The sequence below is a fragment of the Shigella sp. FC1661 genome (assembly GCF_001712525.1).
Lineage (GTDB): Bacteria > Pseudomonadota > Gammaproteobacteria > Enterobacterales > Enterobacteriaceae > Escherichia > Escherichia coli.
Map to the genome: position 1 here is coordinate 15,227 of NZ_MDGW01000222.1, position 20,839 is coordinate 36,065.

The following is a 20,839-nucleotide window of genomic DNA, read 5'->3' on the forward strand; positions in this document are numbered from 1 at the left end:
ATAAATAATTCAAACGGGATGTTTTTATCTGCGTCACATTAATTTTTCGCAATAGTTAATTATTCCGTTAATTATGGTAATGATGAGGCACAAAGAGAAAAACCTGCCATTTTCCCCTACTTTCAATCCTGTGATAGGATGTCACTGATGATGTTAATCACACTGACCTTACAGAATGGGCCTTATGAACGCATTTGATTCGCAAACCGAAGATTCTTCACCTGCAATTGGTCGCAACTTGCGTAGCCGCCCGCTGGCGCGTAAAAAACTCTCCGAAATGGTGGAAGAAGAGCTGGAACAGATGATCCGCCGTCGTGAATTTGGCGAAGGTGAACAATTACCGTCTGAACGCGAACTGATGGCGTTCTTTAACGTCGGGCGTCCTTCGGTGCGTGAAGCGCTGGCAGCGTTAAAACGCAAAGGTCTGGTGCAAATAAACAACGGCGAACGCGCTCGCGTCTCGCGTCCTTCTGCGGACACTATCATCGGTGAGCTTTCCGGCATGGCGAAAGATTTCCTTTCTCATCCCGGTGGGATTGCCCATTTCGAACAATTACGTCTGTTCTTTGAATCCAGTCTGGTGCGCTATGCGGCTGAACATGCCACCGATGAGCAAATCGATTTGCTGGCAAAAGCACTGGAAATCAACAGTCAGTCGCTGGATAACAACGCGGCATTCATTCGTTCAGACGTTGATTTCCACCGCGTGCTGGCGGAGATCCCCGGTAACCCAATCTTCATGGCGATCCACGTTGCCCTGCTCGACTGGCTTATTGCCGCACGCCCAACGGTTACCGATCAGGCACTACACGAACATAACAACGTTAGTTATCAACAGCATATTGCGATCGTTGATGCGATCCGCCGTCATGATCCTGACGAAGCCGATCGTGCGTTGCAATCGCATCTCAACAGCGTCTCTGCTACCTGGCACGCTTTCGGTCAGACCACCAACAAAAAGAAATAATGCCACTTTAGTGAAGCAGATCGCATTATAAGCTTTCTGTATGGGGTGTTGCTTAATTGATCTGGTATAACAGGTATAAAGGTATATCGTTTATCAGACAAGCATCACTTCAGAGGTATTTATGGCAACGAATTTACGTGGCGTAATGGCTGCACTCCTGACTCCTTTTGACCAACAACAAGCGCTGGATAAAGCGAGTCTGCGTCGCCTGGTTCAGTTCAATATTCAGCAGGGCATCGACGGTTTATACGTGGGTGGTTCGACCGGCGAGGCCTTTGTACAAAGCCTTTCCGAGCGTGAACAGGTACTGGAAATCGTCGCCGAAGAGGCGAAAGGTAAGATTAAACTCATCGCCCACGTCGGTTGCGTCAGCACCGCCGAAAGCCAACAACTTGCGGCATCGGCTAAACGTTATGGCTTCGATGCCGTCTCCGCCGTCACGCCGTTCTACTATCCTTTCAGCTTTGAAGAACACTGCGATCACTATCGGGCAATTATTGATTCGGCGGATGGTTTGCCGATGGTGGTGTACAACATTCCAGCCCTGAGTGGGGTAAAACTGACCCTGGATCAGATCAACACACTTGTTACATTGCCTGGCGTAGGTGCGCTGAAACAGACCTCTGGCGATCTCTATCAGATGGAGCAGATCCGTCGTGAACATCCTGATCTTGTGCTCTATAACGGTTACGACGAAATCTTCGCCTCTGGTCTGCTGGCGGGCGCTGATGGTGGTATCGGTAGTACCTACAACATCATGGGCTGGCGCTATCAGGGGATCGTTAAGGCGCTGAAAGAAGGCGATATCCAGACCGCGCAGAAACTGCAAACTGAATGCAATAAAGTCATTGATTTACTGATCAAAACGGGCGTATTCCGCGGCCTGAAAACTGTCCTCCATTATATGGATGTCGTTTCTGTGCCGCTGTGCCGCAAACCGTTTGGACCGGTAGATGAAAAATATCTGCCAGAACTGAAGGCGCTGGCCCAGCAGTTGATGCAAGAGCGCGGGTGAGTTGTTTCCCCTCGCTCGCCCCTACCGGGTGAGGGGAAATAAACGCATCTGTACCCTACAATTTTTATACCAAAGCGTGTGGGCATCGCCCACCGCGGGAGACTCACAATGAGTACTACAACCCAGAATATCCCGTGGTATCGCCATCTCAACCGTGCACAATGGCGCGCATTTTCCGCTGCCTGGTTGGGATATCTGCTTGACGGTTTTGATTTCGTTTTAATCGCCCTGGTACTCACCGAAGTACAGGGCGAATTCGGGCTGACGACGGTGCAGGCGGCAAGTCTGATCTCCGCAGCCTTTATCTCTCGCTGGTTCGGCGGCCTGATGCTCGGCGCTATGGGTGACCGCTACGGGCGTCGTCTGGCAATGGTCACCAGCATCGTTCTCTTCTCGGCCGGGACGCTGGCCTGCGGCTTTGCGCCAGGCTACATCACCATGTTTATCGCGCGTCTGGTCATCGGCATGGGGATGGCGGGTGAATACGGTTCCAGCGCCACCTATGTCATTGAAAGCTGGCCAAAACATCTGCGTAACAAAGCCAGTGGTTTTCTGATTTCAGGCTTCTCTGTGGGGGCCGTCGTTGCCGCTCAGGTCTATAGCCTGGTGGTTCCGGTCTGGGGCTGGCGTGCGCTGTTCTTTATCGGCATTTTGCCTATCATCTTTGCTCTCTGGCTGCGTAAAAACATCCCGGAAGCGGAAGACTGGAAAGAGAAACATGCAGGTAAAGCACCAGTACGCACGATGGTAGATATTCTCTACCGTGGTGAACATCGCATTGCCAATATCGTAATGACACTGGCGGCGGCTACTGCGCTGTGGTTTTGCTTCGCCGGTAACCTGCAAAATGCCGCGATCGTCGCTGTTCTTGGGCTGTTATGCGCCGCAATCTTTATCAGCTTTATGGTGCAAAGTACGGGTAAACGCTGGCCAACGGGCGTAATGCTGATGGTGGTCGTGTTGTTTGCTTTCCTCTACTCATGGCCGATTCAGGCGCTGCTGCCAACGTATCTGAAAACCGATCTGGCTTATAACCCGCATACTGTCGCCAATGTGCTGTTCTTTAGCGGCTTTGGGGCTGCGGTGGGGTGCTGTGTCGGCGGCTTCCTCGGTGACTGGCTGGGAACCCGCAAAGCCTACGTTTGTAGCCTGTTGGCCTCGCAGCTGTTGATTATTCCGGTATTTGCGATTGGCGGCGCAAACGTCTGGGTGCTCGGTCTGTTACTGTTCTTCCAGCAAATGCTTGGACAAGGGATCGCCGGGATCTTACCGAAACTGATTGGCGGTTATTTCGATACCGACCAGCGTGCAGCGGGCTTGGGCTTTACCTACAACGTTGGCGCATTGGGCGGCGCACTGGCCCCAATCATCGGCGCGTTGATCGCTCAACGTCTGGATCTGGGTACTGCGCTGGCATCGCTATCGTTCAGTCTGACATTTGTGGTGATCCTGCTGATTGGTCTGGATATGCCTTCCCGCGTTCAGCGTTGGCTGCGCCCGGAAGCATTGCGTACTCATGACGCTATCGACGGCAAACCATTTAGCGGTGCCGTGCCATTTGGCAGCGCCAAAAACGATTTAGTCAAAACCAAAAGTTAATCCTGTTGCCCGGTCTCTGTACCGGGCCTTTCGCTAAGGGAAGATGTATGTCGTTACTTGCACAACTGGATCAAAAAATCGCTGCTAACGGTGGCCTGATTGTCTCCTGCCAGCCGGTTCCGGACAGCCCGCTCGATAAACCCGAAATCGTCGCTGCCATGGCATTAGCGGCAGAACAGGCGGGCGCGGTTGCCATTCGCATTGAAGGTGTGGCAAATCTGCAAGCCACGCGTGCGGTGGTGAGCGTGCCGATTATTGGAATTGTGAAACGCGATCTGGAGGATTCTCCGGTACGCATCACGGCCTATATTGAAGATGTTGATGCGCTGGCGCAGGCGGGCGCGGACATTATCGCCATTGACGGCACCGACCGCCCGCGTCCGGTGCCTGTTGAAACGCTGCTGGCACGTATTCACCATCACGGTTTACTGGCGATGACCGACTGCTCAACGCCGGAAGACGGCCTGGCATGCCAAAAGCTGGGAGCCGAAATTATTGGCACTACGCTTTCTGGCTATACCACGCCTGAAACGCCAGAAGAGCCGGATCTGGCGCTGGTGAAAACGTTGAGCGACGCCGGATGTCGGGTGATTGCCGAAGGGCGTTACAACACGCCTGCTCAGGCGGCAGATGCGATGCGCCACGGCGCGTGGGCGGTGACGGTCGGTTCTGCCATTACGCGTCTTGAACACATTTGTCAGTGGTACAACACAGCGATGAAAAAGGCGGTGCTATGACCACGTTGGCGATTGATATCGGCGGTACTAAACTTGCCGCCGCGCTGATTGGCGCTGACGGGCAGATCCGCGATCGCCGAGAACTTCCGACACCAGCCAGCCAGACTCCGCAGGCGTTGCGTGATGCCTTAGCCGCGTTAGTCGCCCCGTTGCAAGCTCATGCGCAGCAGGTTGCCATCGCTTCAACCGGAATTATTCGCGACGGCAGCTTGCTGGCGCTGAATCCGCATAATCTTGGTGGATTGCTACACTTTCCGTTAGTCAAAACGCTGGAACAACTTTCCAATTTGCCGACCATTGCCATTAACGACGCGCAGGCCGCAGCATGGGCAGAGTATCAGGCGCTGGAAGGCGATATAACCGATATGGTGTTTATCACCGTTTCCACTGGCGTCGGCGGCGGTGTAGTGAGCGGCGGTAAACTGCTTACCGGCCCTAGCGGTCTGGCGGGGCACATCGGGCATACGCTTGCCGATCCACACGGCCCAGTCTGCGGCTGTGGACGCACAGGTTGCGTGGAAGCGATTGCTTCTGGTCGCGGTATTGCAGCGGCAGCGCAAGGTGAACTCATGGGCGCGGATGCGAGAACTATTTTCACACGCGCCGGGCAGGGCGACGAGCAGGCGCAGCAACTGATTCACCGCTCCGCACATGTGCTGGCAAGGCTGATCGCTGATATTAAAGCCACAACTGATTGCCAGTGCGTGGTGGTCGGTGGCAGCGTTGGTCTGGCAGAAGGGTATCTGGCGTTGGTGAAAACGTATCTGGCGCAGGAGCCAGCGGCATTTCATGTTGATTTACTGGCGGCGCACTACCGCCACGATGCAGGTTTACTTGGGGCTGCGCTGTTGGCCCAGGGAGAAAAATTATGATGATGGGTGAAGTACAGTCATTACCGTCTGCTGGGTTACATCCTGCGTTACAGGACGCGTTAACGCTGGCATTAGCTGCCAGACCGCAAGAAAAAGCGCCGGGTCGTTACGAATTACAGGGCGACAATATCTTTATGAATGTCATGACGTTTAACACTCAATCGCCCGTCGAGAAAAAAGCGGAATTGCACGAGCAATACATTGATATCCAGCTGTTATTAAACGGTGAGGAACGGATTCTGTTTGGCATGGCAGGCACTGCGCGCCAGTGTGAAGAGTTCCACCATGAGGATGATTATCAGCTTTGCAGCACCATTGATAACGAGCAAGCCATCATCTTAAAACCGGGAATGTTCGCCGTGTTTATGCCAAGTGAACCGCATAAACCAGGATGCGTTGTCGGCGAGCCGGGTGAGATTAAAAAGGTGGTGGTGAAGGTTAAGGCTGATTTAATGGCTTAAATTTATTAGATCAGGTGTGACCTGACCCATCTTTGGCACAGAGCCAAACCTGAACTGACGGACCGCTCTGTGCCATTACCTGACGTTGTATTCTTTTATGTTAACACCCTTGATACTGTATATACCTGTCCGCTTAATTCGCTTGCCCTTTTTATTCGTAATAGTTGCTGTAAGTGTACTGCAGCGAATGGAATGACGTTCATCAATCACCAGCCGAATTGCTTCTGAAGCATCTTCCACCTCTAGAAGGTCGTGAGTCTTATTTAAGCCGAATGGAACAAGATGGAAGGCAGTTTTTCCTGATGATTTTCTGGTTATTTTTACTGGATACAACACATCACCACTTTTATGGATTAATTCAAGCTGTTCAATGTAAATCATGGCAACTTTCCTTCGTTTATTTGCATGAATATACAAACCGAAAATAGGAGATGCAATACAAAAGCTGTGGAAATATCAAACAGCCTCTCAATTTGGCAGACAGCGTCTGCCAAATCTTTGCCGATGGGAATTCTGCAGATGGTGTCTGCGGAATTCCCAATGGTGTTAATTCGCCAGACACTGTCTGGCGAATTTCAACATGTTGAAAAAAGAGGTAAAAAAGCCTCATTTGGCGTAAGTTTTTTGCAGAGAACCCACGCTTATACCTTAGACTTAAATCCTTTGATAGTCGCTTGATTAGCTGCGCACCATACGCAGCCCTTGCCTCGCCACCTTGTTCAAATTCGACAATTCGTCGGCCAATTTCCCAGTATGTCGCGGTCATCAGCGCGTTAACGCTACGTACCGTTTCCGTCCGGGCGCTATCGACCAGGTGAATAATACCGTCGTGGATTTGCTGGTAGCCTGTTGAGGTTCTCTCTGAGAGCGATTCCATTATCTGTCCCTTTATATGGCGCTGCGTTGAATAATGGAATCAGCTATACGCCGGGCATCTACCGGTAACAATCCAGATGAGCGTATTACATTGGTTTTCTTCAGATTATGCGAGGCGCTTTCCAGAAAGAAAGGAGAATTTCAGCGCCGACTCTTTTCTGAGGAGGCGGCGCTGGGACAGAGCTTAAACTTCCAGCCAGTTCATAATACCGTCTGCCGCCTTACGACCTTCGGCAATAGCGGTTACCACCAGATCGGAACCACGGACGATATCGCCGCCAGCAAAGATTTTCGGGTTGCTGGTCTGGAAGGCGTTGTCGCTGCCTTCCGGGGCGATGATGCGGCCTTGTGAATCCAGCTCGACGCTGTGTTTTGCCAGCCATTCCATGTTGTGTGGACGGAAACCAAACGCCATGATCACTGCATCTGCCGGAACGATATGTTCGGAACCTGCAACGATCTCCGCGCGGCGACGGCCTTTGGCATCCGGTTCGCCCATTTCGGTACGTACCATTTTTACGCCGCTGACTTTGCCGTTACCGTTCACTTCAATCCCCAGTGGCTGGACGTTGAATTTGAACTCTACGCCTTCTTCCCGCGCGTTTTTCACTTCGCGGCGGGAACCCGGCATGTTCTCTTCATCACGACGATAGGCACAGGTAACGTGCTTCGCTCCCTGGCGCACGGACGTACGCACGCAGTCCATCGCAGTGTCGCCACCGCCAAGGACCACCACGCGTTTGCCTTCCATGCTGACGAACGGTTCGTCGCGGGTTTCACCAAAGCCCATTAACTGTTTGGTGTTGGCGATAAGGAACGGCAGCGCTGCGTACACGCCATCGGCGTCTTCGTTTTCCAGCCCGCCGCGCATTGACTGATAAGTCCCGACGCCAAGGAAGACGGCATCGTAATCACTCAGCAGATCGTCCAGCTGCACGTCGCGGCCCACTTCGGTATTGAGTTTGAATTCAATACCCATGCCGGTGAAGATTTCACGGCGACGCGTCATTACCTCTTTTTCCAGCTTGAAGGCCGGAATACCGAAGGTCAGCAGCCCGCCAATTTCTGGATGACGGTCGAAGACAACGGCTTTTACGCCGTTACGCGTCAGGACATCCGCACACGCCAGACCTGCCGGGCCTGCGCCGATAATCGCCACTTTTTTACCGGTTTGCTTCACGCCGGACATATCCGGACGCCAGCCCATTTCGAACGCTTTATCATTGATATAACGCTCAATGTTGCCGATGGTCACCGCGCCAAACTCATCGTTCAGAGTGCAGGAACCTTCGCACAGACGGTCTTGCGGGCAGACTCGTCCGCAAACTTCCGGCAGGGTGTTGGTCTGGTGCGACAGTTCCGCCGCTTCAAAAATACGCCCCTCGTTGGCGAGCTTCAGCCAGTTCGGGATGTAGTTGTGTACCGGACATTTCCACTCGCAGTATGGGTTGCCGCACGACAGGCAGCGGTCAGCCTGCGCTTTGGCCTGGCCTTCGGAAAACGGCTCGTAAATTTCAACAAACTCAATTTTGCGGATCTTCAGCGGTTTCTTAGGCGGATCAACGCGCTGCAGGTCGATAAATTGATAAACATTCTGACTCATTGTTGCTACCCCTTACTGCGCCTGCACGCGCAACTCTGCTGCGCTACGACTACGGTGACCCAGCAGTGCTTTTACATCACTGGACTTCGGTTTAACCAGCGCAAATTTAGTGGCGAAGGTTGACCAGTTCGCCAGAATCTCTTCACCGCGCTGAGAGCCAGTATGCTGAACATGCTCGGTGATAAGACCGCGCAGATGCTCTTCATGGATCGCCAGATCGTCAACGTTTAAGACCTCGACCAGTTCCGGGTTAACGCGTTTGCGGAAATCACCGCTTTCATCGAGAACGTAAGCGAAGCCGCCGGTCATGCCCGCACCGAAGTTAACGCCGGTTTTACCCAGAATACAGACAATACCGCCCGTCATATATTCACAGCCGTTGTCGCCAATGCCTTCTACCACGGTGATAGCACCGGAGTTCCGCACGCCGAAACGTTCACCCGCGCGGCCTGCGGCATACAGACGACCACCGGTCGCGCCATACAGGCAGGTGTTGCCGATAATACTTGCTTCATGGCTGCGGAAGGCGGAACCAACCGGAGGACGAATGGCGATTAAGCCGCCCGCCATGCCTTTACCGACATAGTCGTTGGCATCCCCGGTCAGGTACAGTTCCACGCCGCCCGCGTTCCATACACCGAAACTCTGGCCTGCGGTGCCGTTGAAGTACGCTTTGATAGGATCGGCTGCCAGCCCCTGATCGCCGTGCGTCTGGGCGATATAGCCTGAAAGCGACGCGCCCACGGAGCGATCGGTATTGCGGATATCGAACCAGAAGGTTTTGCTCTGGCGTCCATCGACAAACGGTTTCGCCTGTTGCAGCAACTGCGCGTTCAGCAGGCCGTTATCAAACGGCGGGTTGTTTTCGGTGCAGTAGAGTGCCTTACCTAGATGCGGTTCGGCGGTCTCCAGCAGCTTCGACAGCGCCAGTTTCTGCTGTTTGGCGGTGAAACCGTCCAGCTCTTTCAGCAGGTCGGTGCGACCAATCAGATCCACCAGCCGCGTTACCCCCAGCTGTGCCATCAGCTCGCGGGTTTCACGGGCGATAAACTCAAAGTAATTCGTCACCTTGAACGGCAGGCCGTGATAGTGATTCTTACGCAGTTTGTCATCCTGAGTTGCCACACCCGTTGCGCAGTTGTTCAGGTGGCAAATACGCAGATATTTACAGCCGAGCGCGACCATTGGGCCAGTGCCGAAGCCGAAGCTTTCTGCGCCGAGAATCGCCGCTTTGATGATATCAACACCGGTTTTCAGGCCGCCATCGACCTGCAAACGGATCTTATGACGCAGACCATTGGCAACCAGCGCCTGCTGGGTTTCAACAAGCCCCAGCTCCCACGGGCAACCTGCGTATTTCACTGACGACAGCGGGCTTGCGCCGGTGCCACCGTCATAGCCTGCGATGGTGATTAAATCGGCATAAGCTTTTGCCACACCAGTCGCGATGGTGCCTACGCCCGGTTCGGAAACCAGCTTCACGGAGATCATCGCTTTCGGGTTAACCTGCTTGAGGTCGAAAATGAGCTGCGCTAAGTCCTCGATAGAGTAGATATCGTGGTGCGGCGGCGGGGAGATCAGCGTCACTCCGGGCACCGAATAGCGCAGTTTGGCGATGTAAGGAGTGACTTTGTCACCCGGCAACTGACCGCCTTCGCCCGGCTTCGCGCCCTGGGCGACTTTAATCTGAATGACGTCGGCATTGACCAGATACGCCGGAGTAACGCCGAAGCGACCAGAAGCCACCTGCTTGATGCGCGACACTTTGTTAGTGCCATAGCGCGCCGGGTCTTCGCCGCCTTCACCGGAGTTCGAGTTACCGCCGATGCTATTCATCGCTTCCGCCAGCGCCTCGTGGGCTTCCGGGCTTAACGCGCCGATAGACATCGCGGCGGTATCAAAGCGTTTAAACAGTTCGCTTGCCGGTTCAACATCAGCAATGTTGACCGCGTTTTCACCCGGCGTAATTGCCAGCAGATCGCGCAGCGTGGTTGCCGGACGCTCATTAACCAGCTTCGCGTATTCCTGATAGTCGCTGTACTCGCCGCTTTGTACCGCCTGTTGCAGCGTGCGCACCACGTCCGGGTTGTAAGCGTGGTATTCGCCGCCGTGGACGTATTTCAGCAGGCCGCCCTGGCTGATGGGCTTACGCGCCAGCCAGGCACGTTTCGACAGGTTCAGCAGATCCTGCTGGAAGTCTTCAAAGCTCGCCCCACCAATGCGGCTGACCGTCCCCTGGAAGCACAGGCCCACTACATCATCGTGCAGACCGACCGCTTCAAACAGTTTCGAGCAGCGGTAAGAGGCGATGGTGGAGATGCCCATTTTGGACATGATTTTGTACAAGCCTTTGTTGATGCCGTTACGGTAGTTGAGCATCACGGTACGATAATCTTTGGCAATCGCATGGGTGTCTACCAGGCGGCCCAGCGTTTCATAGGCAAGGTATGGATAAATAGCCGTCGCGCCGAAGCCCAGCAACACGGCGAAGTGGTGCGGATCGCGGGCGCTGGCGGTTTCGACGATGATGTTGGCATCGCAACGCAGGCTTTGATCGACCAGACGGGTCTGGATCGCGCCAACCGCCATCGGGGCTGGAACCGGCAGGCGATCTTTAGCGATATTCCGGTCGGAGAGCACCAGCAGCACGGTGCCGCTACGTACCATTTTTTCGGCTTTGTCGCACAGCTCTTTGACTGTCGCTTCGAGCGTGGTTTTAGTGACGTCAAAGGTGATATCCAGCGTATCTGCGCGGTAGTGCTCCTCTTTCATCGTCGTGAGCTGTTTGAAATCGGAGTAGAGCAGAATCGGCGATTTAAAGCTTAAACGGTGCGCCTGGCCCTCTGCTTCGCAAAAGACGTTCATTTCACGACCGATACTGGTGGCGAGCGACATAACATGCGCTTCACGCAGCGGGTCGATTGGCGGGTTAGTCACCTGGGCAAACTGCTGGCGGAAGTAGTCGTAAATAATGCGCGGCTGACTGGAGAGCACGGCGAATGGGGTATCATCGCCCATCGAACCGACCGCTTCCTGACCGTTTTCGCCCAGTACGCGAATTACGGAGTCCAGCTCTTCCGCGCTGTAGTTAAACTGTTTCTGGTAGCTGGCAAGCGTGTCGTCGTCCAGTTCGCGGCTACCCACTTCTTCATCGGGCAGATCTTCAAACGGTACCAGTCGGCGGACGTTTTTCTCCATCCACTCTTTATATGGATGGCGGCTTTTCAGATCGTCATCGGTTTCTGCCGAGTGCAGAATACGCCCACTGCGGGTGTCGATAACCATCAGTTCGCCTGGCCCGACGCGGCCTTTTTCGACCACTTCGTCAGGCTGGTAATCCCAGATACCGACTTCAGAGGCGCAGGTGATGAGCTTATCTTTGGTGATGACGTAGCGCGCCGGACGCAGACCGTTACGGTCGAGGTTACAGGCGGCAAAACGACCGTCGGACATCACGATGCCCGCCGGGCCATCCCACGGCTCCATATGCATGGAGTTAAAGTCAAAGAAGGCACGCAGTTCCGGGTCCATATCCGGGTTGTTCTGCCAGGCGGGTGGCACTAACAGACGCATGGCGCGGATGATATCCATCCCGCCTGCCAGCAGCAGTTCCAGCATGTTATCCATCGAACTGGAGTCAGAGCCGGTTTCGTTGACGAACGGTGCGGCGTCGTGCAGATCAGGGATAAGCGGCGTCTGGAATTTATAGGTACGCGCACGCGCCCATTGGCGGTTACCGGTGATGGTGTTGATTTCACCGTTATGCGCCAGGTAGCGGAACGGCTGCGCCAGCGGCCAGCGCGGTACGGTGTTAGTGGAGAAGCGCTGGTGGAACAGGCAGATGGCCGATTCCAGACGCAGGTCCGCAAGATCCAGATAAAAGCGCGGCAGATCCGCCGGCATACACAGACCTTTATAGATGTTCACCAGATTCGACAGGCTACAGACGTAGAAGTCTTTGTCGGCTTCGAGACGCTTTTCAATGCGGCGGCGGGCGATAAACAGACGGCGCTCCATATCCCGCGGACGCCAGCCTGCCGGAGCGTTAACGAAAATTTGCTCAATGCGGGGCAGAGAGGAGAGGGCGATTTCACCCAGCACGCCTTCGTTAGTGGGGACATCACGCCAGCCCACAATCGACAAGGTTTCGCGTTGCAGCTCTTCTTCAACGATGCGGCGTGCGGCAGCCGCGAGTTCAGGATCTTTATTCAGGAAGAGCATCCCGACAGCGTAGTTTTTTGCTAAACGCCAGCCGCGCTCCTGCGCAACGATGCGAAAAAAGCGATCCGGTTTTTGTAACAGCAAGCCGCAACCGTCACCGGTTTTACCATCGGCGAGAATCGCGCCACGGTGCTGCATGCGGGCCAGTGCGTGTATTGCAGTACGCACTACCTTGTGGCTAGGTTCGCCTTCTATGTGGGCGATCAGGCCGAAACCACAGTTATCCCTCTCAAGGGATTTATCGTACAACATATCGTGAACCTCCCCCAGGCTCTGCGGGAACCCCACTTCCGAACCGCTGCGCACGGGCACAGAAAGAGCGTGGCGACGGGGGTTGCGTGTCATACGCGCGCCTCGCATTCGCCCCCTTGTTGTCCTTTTCGCATCGGTTAATACGGTGAAGAGGGGATCTCAATTACTGCATAAATATGATGAGCAGGCTGCTCATCCAGAAAGCTTCCAGCGGATTTCCAACTTATCGGGAAAGCTGATACAGGTCAAATGGCAAGCTTATTGGTACAGAAATGTGCTTTAGCGCAAAATTCTTTATTAAGTGACTGAAATTAAAATGAATTTTATCTTTAAGGCTAAAAGGGAAGTCGTTAGAGAAACAGTCAATTCCTGACTGTCATAAAGGCGTGTTAACCCTTATCCTGCCTTGAACTGACGATAAAACCAGCATTTTATACTGCCTTAATTGGTAATGACGTTTCATGCTACTGTTTTTGCCTAAAATCCATAAGGAGATAAAAAAATCTGACACAAGATAAGCAAAAGTGATTTATGTGATTATGCATGAAACTTCGGTAATTTTGATTGATTATGCAGTTGATAAAAGCAGGCCGGGACGATTGATCCAGGTCATCGCCGAATTGAGCTAAAAATGGCAGGCTTTGGCCTCTTTTCAAGGCGCGGTCTATCAGATTATGCAGTTACAGAAATTAGTCAATATGTTTGGTGGTGATCTCACCCGTCGTTATGGGCAAAAGGTGCATAAGCTGACGCTGCACGGCGGTTTTAGCTGCCCTAACCGTGACGGTACCATCGGGCGTGGTGGCTGCACATTCTGTAATGTTGCCTCGTTTGCCGATGAAGCGCAGCAGCATCGTTCCATTGCCGAGCAACTGGCGCACCAGGCGAATTTAGTTAACCGCGCTAAACGCTATCTGGCCTACTTTCAGGCGTATACTAGCACCTTTGCGGAAGTTCAGGTGCTGCGTTCTATGTATCAGCAGGCGGTGAGCCAGGCCAATATTGTCGGTTTGTGTGTTGGTACCCGCCCGGACTGCGTGCCGGATGCGGTGCTGGATCTGCTTTGCGAATATAAGGACCAGGGTTACGAAGTGTGGCTGGAGCTGGGGCTACAAACCGCCCACGACAAAACACTGCATCGCATCAACCGCGGCCATGATTTTGCCTGTTATCAGCGTACAACCCAGCTGGCACGTCAGCGCGGGCTGAAGGTGTGTTCCCACTTAATTGTCGGCCTGCCTGGCGAAGGGCAGGCTGAATGTTTGCAAACGCTGGAGCGAGTGGTTGAAACCGGCGTGGACGGCATAAAGCTGCATCCGCTGCATATTGTGAAAGGCAGCATTATGGCGAAAGCCTGGGAAGCGGGGCGTTTGAACGGTATTGAACAGGAGGATTACACGCTCACTGCCGGAGAAATGATTCGCCATACGCCACCGGAAGTGATCTACCACCGCATTTCCGCCAGCGCCCGTCGCCCGACGCTGCTTGCTCCGCTGTGGTGCGAAAATCGATGGACGGGAATGGTCGAGCTGGATCGCTATCTGAATGAACATGGCGTACAGGGATCGGCGCTGGGACGTCCGTGGCTACCTCCAACGGAGTAGGTCGTTGAGGGGAATTCCGCATTTCTCACACAATTTATAACGTAACTGTCAGAATTGGGTATTATTGGGGCAGGTTGTCGTGAAGGAATTCCCTAATGAAGCAAATTCGTCTGCTGGCGCAGTATTATGTTGACCTGATGATGAAGTTAGGTCTGGTGCGCTTCTCAATGTTGCTGGCGCTGGCCCTCGTCGTTCTTGCCATTGTGGTACAAATGGCGGTAACCATGGTGCTGCATGGTCAGGTCGAAAGCATTGATGTTATTCGTTCTATCTTCTTTGGTTTGCTGATTACGCCGTGGGCGGTCTACTTTCTATCGGTGGTCGTCGAGCAACTGGAGGAGTCACGACAACGTCTGTCACGGCTGGTGCAAAAACTGGAGGAGATGCGCGAGCGCGATTTGAGCCTCAACGTTCAGTTAAAAGATAATATTGCCCAGCTAAATCAGGAAATTGCCGTTCGTGAAAAAGCGGAAGCAGAACTGCAGGAAACCTTCGGCCAACTGAAAATTGAAATCAAAGAGCGCGAAGAGACACAAATTCAGCTCGAGCAGCAATCCTCATTCTTACGTTCCTTCCTTGATGCTTCACCCGACCTGGTTTTTTATCGTAACGAAGATAAAGAGTTTTCCGGCTGTAACCGCGCGATGGAGCTGCTGACCGGAAAAAGCGAAAAACAACTGGTTCACCTGAAACCTGCTGATGTTTACTCACCGGAAGCCGCCGCAAAAGTCATTGAAACCGATGAAAAAGTGTTCCGTCATAATGTGTCACTGACCTATGAACAGTGGCTGGATTACCCGGACGGGCGCAAAGCCTGCTTTGAAATCCGTAAAGTGCCGTACTACGACCGCGTGGGTAAACGTCACGGTTTGATGGGCTTTGGTCGCGACATTACCGAGCGTAAGCGGTATCAGGATGCGCTTGAACGGGCCAGCCGCGACAAAACGACGTTTATCTCCACCATCAGTCACGAATTGCGTACACCGCTGAACGGTATCGTCGGTCTGAGCCGCATTCTGCTGGATACCGAACTCACCGCCGAGCAGGAAAAATATCTCAAGACCATCCATGTTTCGGCCGTCACGCTGGGGAATATCTTTAACGATATTATCGACATGGATAAGATGGAACGGCGCAAGGTCCAGCTTGATAATCAACCGGTTGATTTCACCAGCTTCCTTGCCGATCTGGAAAATCTCTCCGCATTGCAGGCGCAACAAAAAGGATTGCGCTTTAACCTGGAGCCGACGCTGCCATTACCGCATCAGGTCATTACCGACGGGACGCGTTTACGGCAGATCCTGTGGAACCTCATCAGTAACGCCGTCAAATTCACCCAGCAAGGCCAGGTTACCGTGCGCGTGCGCTACGATGAAGGCGATATGCTGCATTTTGAAGTGGAAGACTCTGGTATCGGCATTCCGCAGGATGAGCTGGATAAAATTTTCGCCATGTATTACCAGGTGAAAGACAGTCATGGCGGTAAACCTGCCACCGGCACCGGTATTGGTCTGGCCGTTTCTCGTCGTCTGGCGAAAAATATGGGCGGCGATATTACGGTTACCAGCGAACAGGGCAAAGGTTCAACCTTTACGTTGACGATCCACGCACCGTCGGTAGCAGAAGAGGTCGATGATGCGTTTGATGAAGACGATATGCCTTTACCGGCGCTGAATGTGCTGCTGGTGGAAGACATTGAACTGAACGTGATTGTTGCGCGTTCTGTGCTGGAAAAATTAGGTAACAGCGTTGATGTCGCCATGACCGGCAAGGCGGCGCTGGAGATGTTTAAACCGGGCGAATACGACCTGGTGTTGCTGGATATTCAGTTGCCAGATATGACCGGGCTGGATATCTCTCGTGAACTGACGAAGCGTTATCCGCGCGAGGATTTACCGCCGCTGGTGGCCTTAACCGCTAACGTGCTGAAAGACAAACAAGAGTACCTCAATGCTGGAATGGATGATGTGCTGAGTAAGCCGCTTTCGGTTCCGGCGCTAACCGCGATGATCAAGAAATTCTGGGATACCCAGGATGATGAGGAGAGTACGGTGACGACAGAAGAGAACAGTAAATCAGAAGCATTGCTCGATATTCCCATGCTGGAACAGTATCTCGAACTTGTAGGACCGAAGCTGATCACCGACGGGTTAGCGGTGTTTGAGAAGATGATGCCGGGCTATGTCAGCGTGCTGGAGTCGAATCTGACGGCGCAGGATAAAAAAGGCATTGTTGAGGAAGGACATAAAATTAAAGGTGCGGCGGGGTCAGTGGGGTTACGCCATCTGCAACAGCTGGGTCAGCAAATTCAGTCTCCTGACCTTCCTGCCTGGGAAGATAACGTCGGTGAATGGATTGAAGAGATGAAAGAAGAGTGGCGTCACGACGTAGAAGTGCTGAAAGCGTGGGTGGCAAAAGCCACTAAAAAATGACCCCGGCTAGACCGGGGTGCGCGAATACTGCGCCAACACCAGGGAAATCTTGGCTGCGCCGTAAATTATTATGATGAGTTACAAGGGCACAGCACTGTTTTTCAGGCCGCACGCAGTTAAGATAGCAAAACTTAAATGATTTGTTACATGAATCAGTTAAATGTGTGATGCGTACCATTTTTATTAAAAAAATTAATGTGTTTCAGTCAATTGCGAAAGGATGATCACAATGAAGAAAATTGGCGTAATTCTGAGCGGATGCGGCGTCTATGACGGTTCTGAAATTCATGAAGCGGTGTTGACGTTGTTAGCTATTTCACGCAGCGGTGCGCAGGCGGTCTGCTTTGCACCGGATAAGCAGCAGGTTGATGTTATCAACCATTTAACTGGCGAAGCGATGACGGAAACGCGCAACGTGCTGATTGAAGCGGCACGAATAACGCGCGGTGAAATCCGTCCTCTGGCCCAGGCCGATGCCGCTGAACTGGATGCGTTGATTGTGCCGGGGGGGTTTGGCGCGGCGAAGAATTTAAGCAATTTTGCCACTCTTGGTAGCGAATGCACCGTTGACCGTGAATTAAAGGCGCTGGCACAAGCGATGCATCAGGCCGGAAAACCGCTTGGTTTTATGTGTATTGCCCCGGCGATGCTGCCGAAAATTTTCGATTTCCCGCTGCGTTTGACCATCGGTACTGATATCGATACCGCAGAAGTGCTGGAAGAGATGGGCGCGGAGCATGTGCCCTGTCCTGTCGATGATATCGTGGTTGATGAAGACAATAAGATTGTCACCACCCCAGCATATATGCTGGCGCAGAACATTGCAGAAGCGGCGAGCGGCATTGATAAGCTGGTTTCCCGCGTGCTGGTTCTGGCTGAATGAGTAAAAGCCGCTTAACGGTGTTTAGTTTCGTTCGCCGTTTTCTTTTGCGGTTAATGGTTGTCCTCGCCGTTTTCTGGGGCGGGGGCATCGCGTTGTTTAGTGTTGCGCCTGTTCCCTTCTCAGCGGTAATGGTCGAGCGACAGGTCAGCGCCTAGCTGCATGGCAATTTTCGTTACGTGGCACATTCTGACTGGGTCAGTATGGATCAAATCTCGCCGTGGATGGGACTGGCGGTGATTGCCGCAGAAGATCAGAAATTTCCTGAGCACTGGGGCTTTGATGTCGCTTCCATTGAGAAAGCCCTGGCGCACAACGAGCGCAATGAAAACTGTATTCGCGGTGCTTCAACGATTTCTCAGCAGACGGCCAAAAATCTCTTTTTATGGGATGGGCGTAGCTGGGTACGAAAAGGGCTGGAAGCTGGATTAACGCTGGGGATAGAAATAGTCTGGAGCAAAAAGCGTATCCTGACGGTTTACCTGAATATCGCCGAATTTGGCGACGGTGTGTTTGGCGTCGAAGCTGCGGCACAACGTTATTTCCACAAACCCGCGAGCAAACTTACCCGGTCGGAAGCTGCATTACTGGCAGCTGTATTACCTAATCCACTTCGTTTCAAAGTCTCCTCGCCATCGGGCTACGTGCGTAGCCGTCAGGCGTGGATTTTACGGCAGATGTATCAGTTAGGCGGTGAGCCGTTTATGCAACAACACCAGCTGGATTAAGCTTCGCGCGAAGTGAGGGCCAGCGTTTTGCTCTCACGAGGTTGCAGATCTTTCTGCAGGGCAATAGCCAGCGCCGGTTGGGCGATAAATCGTTTCCATAACCGCTCTTGCTTACGCAGACAACACCACTTCGACCAGGTCGCCAGTGGAATCAATGTGCTTTCACCAATGTTGTCGCAGACGACCGGGATAACCTCTGACTCACTGATGTGGTGACAGAGGATATTCTGCGGCTTCAGCGACATCGTCACGATACGGTTATCCTGCAAATAACGCTTCAGCTGTTTCAGTCGCTGGCGCAGTTGTGCAATGTCTTCTTCGTAACGGCATTGTTCAGCAAATTCGGTCAGCGTAATGGAGGGTTTGCCGTCAAAATCTGCAATCACATCGTAGACATAACCGGTTCCGCAATCCGTCTCAACGGTACCGTGATAGCGCGGTATTCCACTCCAGTCTTTTAACCGGCGACCAAGATGCGCGTAGTACTTTAACTCACGGCGGATCTCTTTATCGCCACCATCGCCACCATCGCCACCATCGCCACGATGGTAGACAATCTTGATACAGCGTTGGGCATCTTCCGGATGCGCATAACATTTCCGATGTCTTCCGGTGCCCAGGGGACTTTGTTCAGATAAGCGAATCATGCCATCTCCTGGAAATATTTTCTGACGATCTCCAGTATGGTCGATTAACTTAAACAAAACCTAAACAATGCCTCTTAAGGTTTTCTTAAGGTTCTTCTGAAAGTGAAAAGCGCACAAAATGTACAAATGACGTTGATTGAGAACGATTTCAGTACGTGATTTTCTTATTGTCGGGGGGAGTTTGAAGGGAGTTGTATGTCAAAGTGATGAAGATTAATCTTCATCAAAACCAGAGTTAAAGAGGGCGATAACGGCGGCCAGTGCTTCCTCTTCCTGTGGGCCGGTCGCTTCAACTTCAATCTGCCGTCCTTTGGCAGAATCCAACATCAGCAGCGCAATAACGCTGTTGGCTTCGGCCTCGGTGCCTTCGTCATTACGTAACAGCACTTCAGCGTCAAAACCCTGCATTAATTCAAACAGCTTCATTGCAGGCCGGGCATGCATGCCCAGCTTGTTTGTGATTTCAACAGTTTGCTTGACGGTCATGGTTTACGTTTTTCCAGCGTACGATGGCGTGACTGGACGTTTTTACCGCGCGAGCGGAAGTAGTCTGCCAGTTGCTCTGCAATATACACCGAACGGTGCTTCCCGCCGGTACAACCAATGGCGACCGTCAAGTAGCTACGGTTGTTGGTTTCCAGCATAGGTAACCATAGCTCAAGATAGCTTCGCGTCTGGTAGATAAAATTGTGTACTTCTGTGTGGCGGTCGAGGAACGCGGCGACAGGTTTATCAAGACCTGTCATTGGACGCAGTTTCGGATCCCAGTGCGGGTTCGGCAAGAAGCGCACGTCAAAGACGTAATCTGCATCGATAGGGATACCGTGTTTGAAGCCGAAAGACTCAAAGACCATGGTCAGTTCGCGTTCACGTTTACCCAGCAGACGGGTACGCAGCATTTCAGCCAGCTCGTGAACGGACATTTCTGAGGTATCGACAATCAGATCCGCTCGCGAACGCAGAGGCTCCAGCAAATCGCTTTCTTTGTCGATAGCACTTTCCAGCGACAGGTTTTTGCTGGAAAGCGGATGCAGTCGGCGCGTGTCACTGTAACGACGAATTAAGGTATTACGGTCGGCATCCAGGAACAGGAGTTGCGGTGAGAAAGCGTCAGGCAGGTTACTCATCGCCTGTTCGAATATTTCTGGTGACTCCGGCATATTACGAACATCAATGCTGACGGCGGCAGAAATCTCGCGATCGGCCAGGCTTCGAGCCAGATCGGGTAACAACACTACGGGAAGGTTATCCACGCAGTAAAAACCCATATCTTCCAGCGCACGCAGGGCGACAGATTTACCTGAACCTGAACGTCCGCTGACGATCATCAGTACCATGTACTGTTTCTCCTCACAACGTCTAAAAGAGACATTACCGAATAACTACGCTTCATCCGGAGTACCTTCGGTATCCGTAATGATTTGATACAGCTCTTCATCGCTCTGGGCTGCGCGTAAACGGCGGCAGATGGTTTTGTCCGCCAGACGTTTCGCCACCAGCGACAGAGTATGCAGGTGCGTTTTAGTTTGGTCTGCCGGCACCAGCAGGGCAAAAAGTAAGTCCACCGGTTGGTTGTCGATGGCATCGAAAGCTATAGGCGTTTCGAGCTGAACGAAAACGCCAACGGCGCGCAGAGTATCTTCTTCCAGTTTGCCATGCGGAATGGCAATACCATTGCCGATACCGGTACTGCCCATTTTTTCCCGCGTCAGGATAGCTTCAAAAACCACCTGAGGCGGCAGGCTAAGTTGTTTCGCCGCCAGCTCGCTGATGATTTCCAGGGCGCGTTTTTTGCTCTGACAGTGAACGCGGCTTCGCGTACATTCCCTGTTAAGAACACTGCTAAGCTGTAGAGTTGTATCATTATTTGTCATAATTTCACCTAAGAACCTGCCCACTCAAACAGTGGAACAGGCTCGGAGCATTAACCGTACAAATGGCCCGT

Annotated in this window: 16 protein-coding genes and 2 pseudogenes; 10 read left to right on the forward strand and 8 right to left on the reverse strand. The window is 52.8% G+C overall.

Features of this window, described 5'->3' with window-relative positions; translation table 11 throughout:
* The first annotated feature begins 175 nt into the window (after positions 1-175).
* From nanR to nanQ, 6 genes are all read left to right on the forward strand, one after another.
* Complete coding sequence (gene nanR / locus BFF42_RS13530; protein ID WP_000523845.1) at positions 176-967, forward strand: transcriptional regulator NanR; 792 nt, start codon at positions 176-178, stop codon at positions 965-967.
* A gap of 121 nt (positions 968-1,088) precedes the next feature.
* A complete protein-coding gene (gene nanA, locus BFF42_RS13535; protein WP_000224714.1) occupies positions 1,089-1,982 on the forward strand; it encodes an N-acetylneuraminate lyase in 894 nt (297 codons plus the stop codon).
* 108 nt (positions 1,983-2,090) lie between these two features.
* Positions 2,091-3,581 carry a sialic acid transporter NanT gene (gene nanT / locus BFF42_RS13540; protein ID WP_000108459.1) on the forward strand — a complete coding sequence of 497 codons (1,491 nt, stop codon included), beginning with the start codon at positions 2,091-2,093 and terminating at the stop codon, positions 3,579-3,581.
* 47 nt (positions 3,582-3,628) lie between these two features.
* Positions 3,629-4,318, forward strand: coding sequence for an N-acetylmannosamine-6-phosphate 2-epimerase (locus BFF42_RS13545; protein WP_000054239.1), 690 nt, complete (start codon positions 3,629-3,631; stop codon positions 4,316-4,318).
* On the forward strand, positions 4,315-5,190 hold the full coding sequence (gene nanK / locus BFF42_RS13550) for an N-acetylmannosamine kinase (protein WP_000209049.1): 876 nt from the start codon (positions 4,315-4,317) through the stop codon (positions 5,188-5,190). The genes BFF42_RS13545 and nanK overlap by 4 nt, the downstream gene beginning before the upstream one ends.
* Positions 5,187-5,651: an N-acetylneuraminate anomerase gene (gene nanQ, locus BFF42_RS13555; protein WP_000979883.1), complete on the forward strand. Its 465-nt coding sequence runs from the start codon at positions 5,187-5,189 to the stop codon at positions 5,649-5,651. Before nanK ends, nanQ begins: the two co-directional genes overlap by 4 nt.
* Positions 5,652-5,726: 75 nt before the next feature.
* Here the strand turns inward: nanQ and BFF42_RS13560 are convergent, their stop codons facing one another.
* From BFF42_RS13560 to gltB, 4 genes and pseudogenes are all read right to left on the reverse strand, one after another.
* Positions 5,727-6,032, reverse strand: coding sequence for a transposase (locus BFF42_RS13560; RefSeq protein WP_000639208.1), 306 nt, complete (start codon positions 6,030-6,032; stop codon positions 5,727-5,729).
* Positions 6,033-6,123: 91 nt separating this feature from the next.
* A pseudogene (locus BFF42_RS13565) lies at positions 6,124-6,528 on the reverse strand (DUF1016 N-terminal domain-containing protein); the annotation flags it as partial.
* A gap of 183 nt (positions 6,529-6,711) precedes the next feature.
* Positions 6,712-8,130 (reverse strand): glutamate synthase subunit GltD, encoded by a 1,419-nt coding sequence (gene gltD, locus BFF42_RS13570; RefSeq protein WP_000081674.1) that lies wholly within the window; start codon positions 8,128-8,130, stop codon positions 6,712-6,714.
* A gap of 12 nt (positions 8,131-8,142) precedes the next feature.
* Positions 8,143-12,603, reverse strand: a complete 4,461-nt coding sequence (gene gltB, locus BFF42_RS13575) for a glutamate synthase large subunit (RefSeq protein ID WP_012421658.1) — start codon at positions 12,601-12,603, stop codon at positions 8,143-8,145.
* Between the two features lie 674 nt (positions 12,604-13,277).
* Here gltB and mnmL point away from each other — a divergent pair.
* The 4 genes and pseudogenes from mnmL (at position 13,278) to mtgA (ending at position 18,247) form a co-directional block, all read left to right on the forward strand.
* Entirely contained in the window at positions 13,278-14,207 is a 930-nt protein-coding gene (mnmL, locus tag BFF42_RS13580) for a tRNA modification radical SAM protein MnmL/YtqA (RefSeq protein ID WP_012421360.1), read from the forward strand.
* A 95-nt stretch (positions 14,208-14,302) separates the two neighbouring features.
* Positions 14,303-16,639 carry an aerobic respiration two-component sensor histidine kinase ArcB gene (gene arcB, locus BFF42_RS13585; protein ID WP_000809774.1) on the forward strand — a complete coding sequence of 779 codons (2,337 nt, stop codon included), beginning with the start codon at positions 14,303-14,305 and terminating at the stop codon, positions 16,637-16,639.
* A gap of 229 nt (positions 16,640-16,868) precedes the next feature.
* A complete protein-coding gene (gene elbB / locus BFF42_RS13590) occupies positions 16,869-17,522 on the forward strand; it encodes an isoprenoid biosynthesis glyoxalase ElbB (protein WP_001299134.1) in 654 nt (217 codons plus the stop codon).
* Positions 17,519-18,247: pseudogene (gene mtgA, locus BFF42_RS13595) on the forward strand (monofunctional biosynthetic peptidoglycan transglycosylase). Before elbB ends, mtgA begins: the two are co-directional and overlap by 4 nt.
* On the opposite strand, the gene yrbL reads toward mtgA, so the two are convergent.
* From yrbL to ptsN, 4 genes are all read right to left on the reverse strand, one after another.
* Complete coding sequence (gene yrbL / locus BFF42_RS13600) at positions 18,244-18,894, reverse strand: PhoP regulatory network protein YrbL (RefSeq protein WP_039060373.1); 651 nt, start codon at positions 18,892-18,894, stop codon at positions 18,244-18,246. The pseudogene mtgA and the gene yrbL overlap by 4 nt on opposite strands.
* A gap of 213 nt (positions 18,895-19,107) precedes the next feature.
* Entirely contained in the window at positions 19,108-19,380 is a 273-nt protein-coding gene (gene npr / locus BFF42_RS13605; RefSeq protein ID WP_000216791.1) for a PTS phosphocarrier protein NPr, read from the reverse strand.
* Positions 19,377-20,231, reverse strand: a complete 855-nt coding sequence (gene rapZ, locus BFF42_RS13610) for an RNase adapter RapZ (RefSeq protein WP_039059591.1) — start codon at positions 20,229-20,231, stop codon at positions 19,377-19,379. The genes npr and rapZ overlap by 4 nt, the downstream gene beginning before the upstream one ends.
* Before the next feature lie 45 nt (positions 20,232-20,276).
* Positions 20,277-20,768, reverse strand: a complete 492-nt coding sequence (ptsN, locus tag BFF42_RS13615; protein ID WP_000183676.1) for a PTS IIA-like nitrogen regulatory protein PtsN — start codon at positions 20,766-20,768, stop codon at positions 20,277-20,279.
* Positions 20,769-20,839 lie beyond the last annotated feature (71 nt).

Excerpts from the sequence above, each read along its gene's own strand:
- nanR (WP_000523845.1), top strand. The coding sequence starts at position 176 with ATGGGCCTTATGAACGCATTTGATTCGCAAACCGAAGATTCTTCACCT.
- nanA (WP_000224714.1), top strand. The coding sequence starts at position 1,089 with ATGGCAACGAATTTACGTGGCGTAATGGCTGCACTCCTGACTCCTTTT.
- nanT (WP_000108459.1), top strand. The coding sequence starts at position 2,091 with ATGAGTACTACAACCCAGAATATCCCGTGGTATCGCCATCTCAACCGT.
- BFF42_RS13545 (WP_000054239.1), top strand. The coding sequence starts at position 3,629 with ATGTCGTTACTTGCACAACTGGATCAAAAAATCGCTGCTAACGGTGGC.
- nanK (WP_000209049.1), top strand. The coding sequence starts at position 4,315 with ATGACCACGTTGGCGATTGATATCGGCGGTACTAAACTTGCCGCCGCG.
- nanQ (WP_000979883.1), top strand. The coding sequence starts at position 5,187 with ATGATGATGGGTGAAGTACAGTCATTACCGTCTGCTGGGTTACATCCT.
- BFF42_RS13560 (WP_000639208.1), bottom strand. The coding sequence starts at position 6,032 with ATGATTTACATTGAACAGCTTGAATTAATCCATAAAAGTGGTGATGTG.
- gltD (WP_000081674.1), bottom strand. The coding sequence starts at position 8,130 with ATGAGTCAGAATGTTTATCAATTTATCGACCTGCAGCGCGTTGATCCG.
- gltB (WP_012421658.1), bottom strand. The coding sequence starts at position 12,603 with ATGTTGTACGATAAATCCCTTGAGAGGGATAACTGTGGTTTCGGCCTG.
- mnmL (WP_012421360.1), top strand. The coding sequence starts at position 13,278 with ATGCAGTTACAGAAATTAGTCAATATGTTTGGTGGTGATCTCACCCGT.
- arcB (WP_000809774.1), top strand. The coding sequence starts at position 14,303 with ATGAAGCAAATTCGTCTGCTGGCGCAGTATTATGTTGACCTGATGATG.
- elbB (WP_001299134.1), top strand. The coding sequence starts at position 16,869 with ATGAAGAAAATTGGCGTAATTCTGAGCGGATGCGGCGTCTATGACGGT.
- yrbL (WP_039060373.1), bottom strand. The coding sequence starts at position 18,894 with ATGATTCGCTTATCTGAACAAAGTCCCCTGGGCACCGGAAGACATCGG.
- npr (WP_000216791.1), bottom strand. The coding sequence starts at position 19,380 with ATGACCGTCAAGCAAACTGTTGAAATCACAAACAAGCTGGGCATGCAT.
- rapZ (WP_039059591.1), bottom strand. The coding sequence starts at position 20,231 with ATGGTACTGATGATCGTCAGCGGACGTTCAGGTTCAGGTAAATCTGTC.
- ptsN (WP_000183676.1), bottom strand. The coding sequence starts at position 20,768 with ATGACAAATAATGATACAACTCTACAGCTTAGCAGTGTTCTTAACAGG.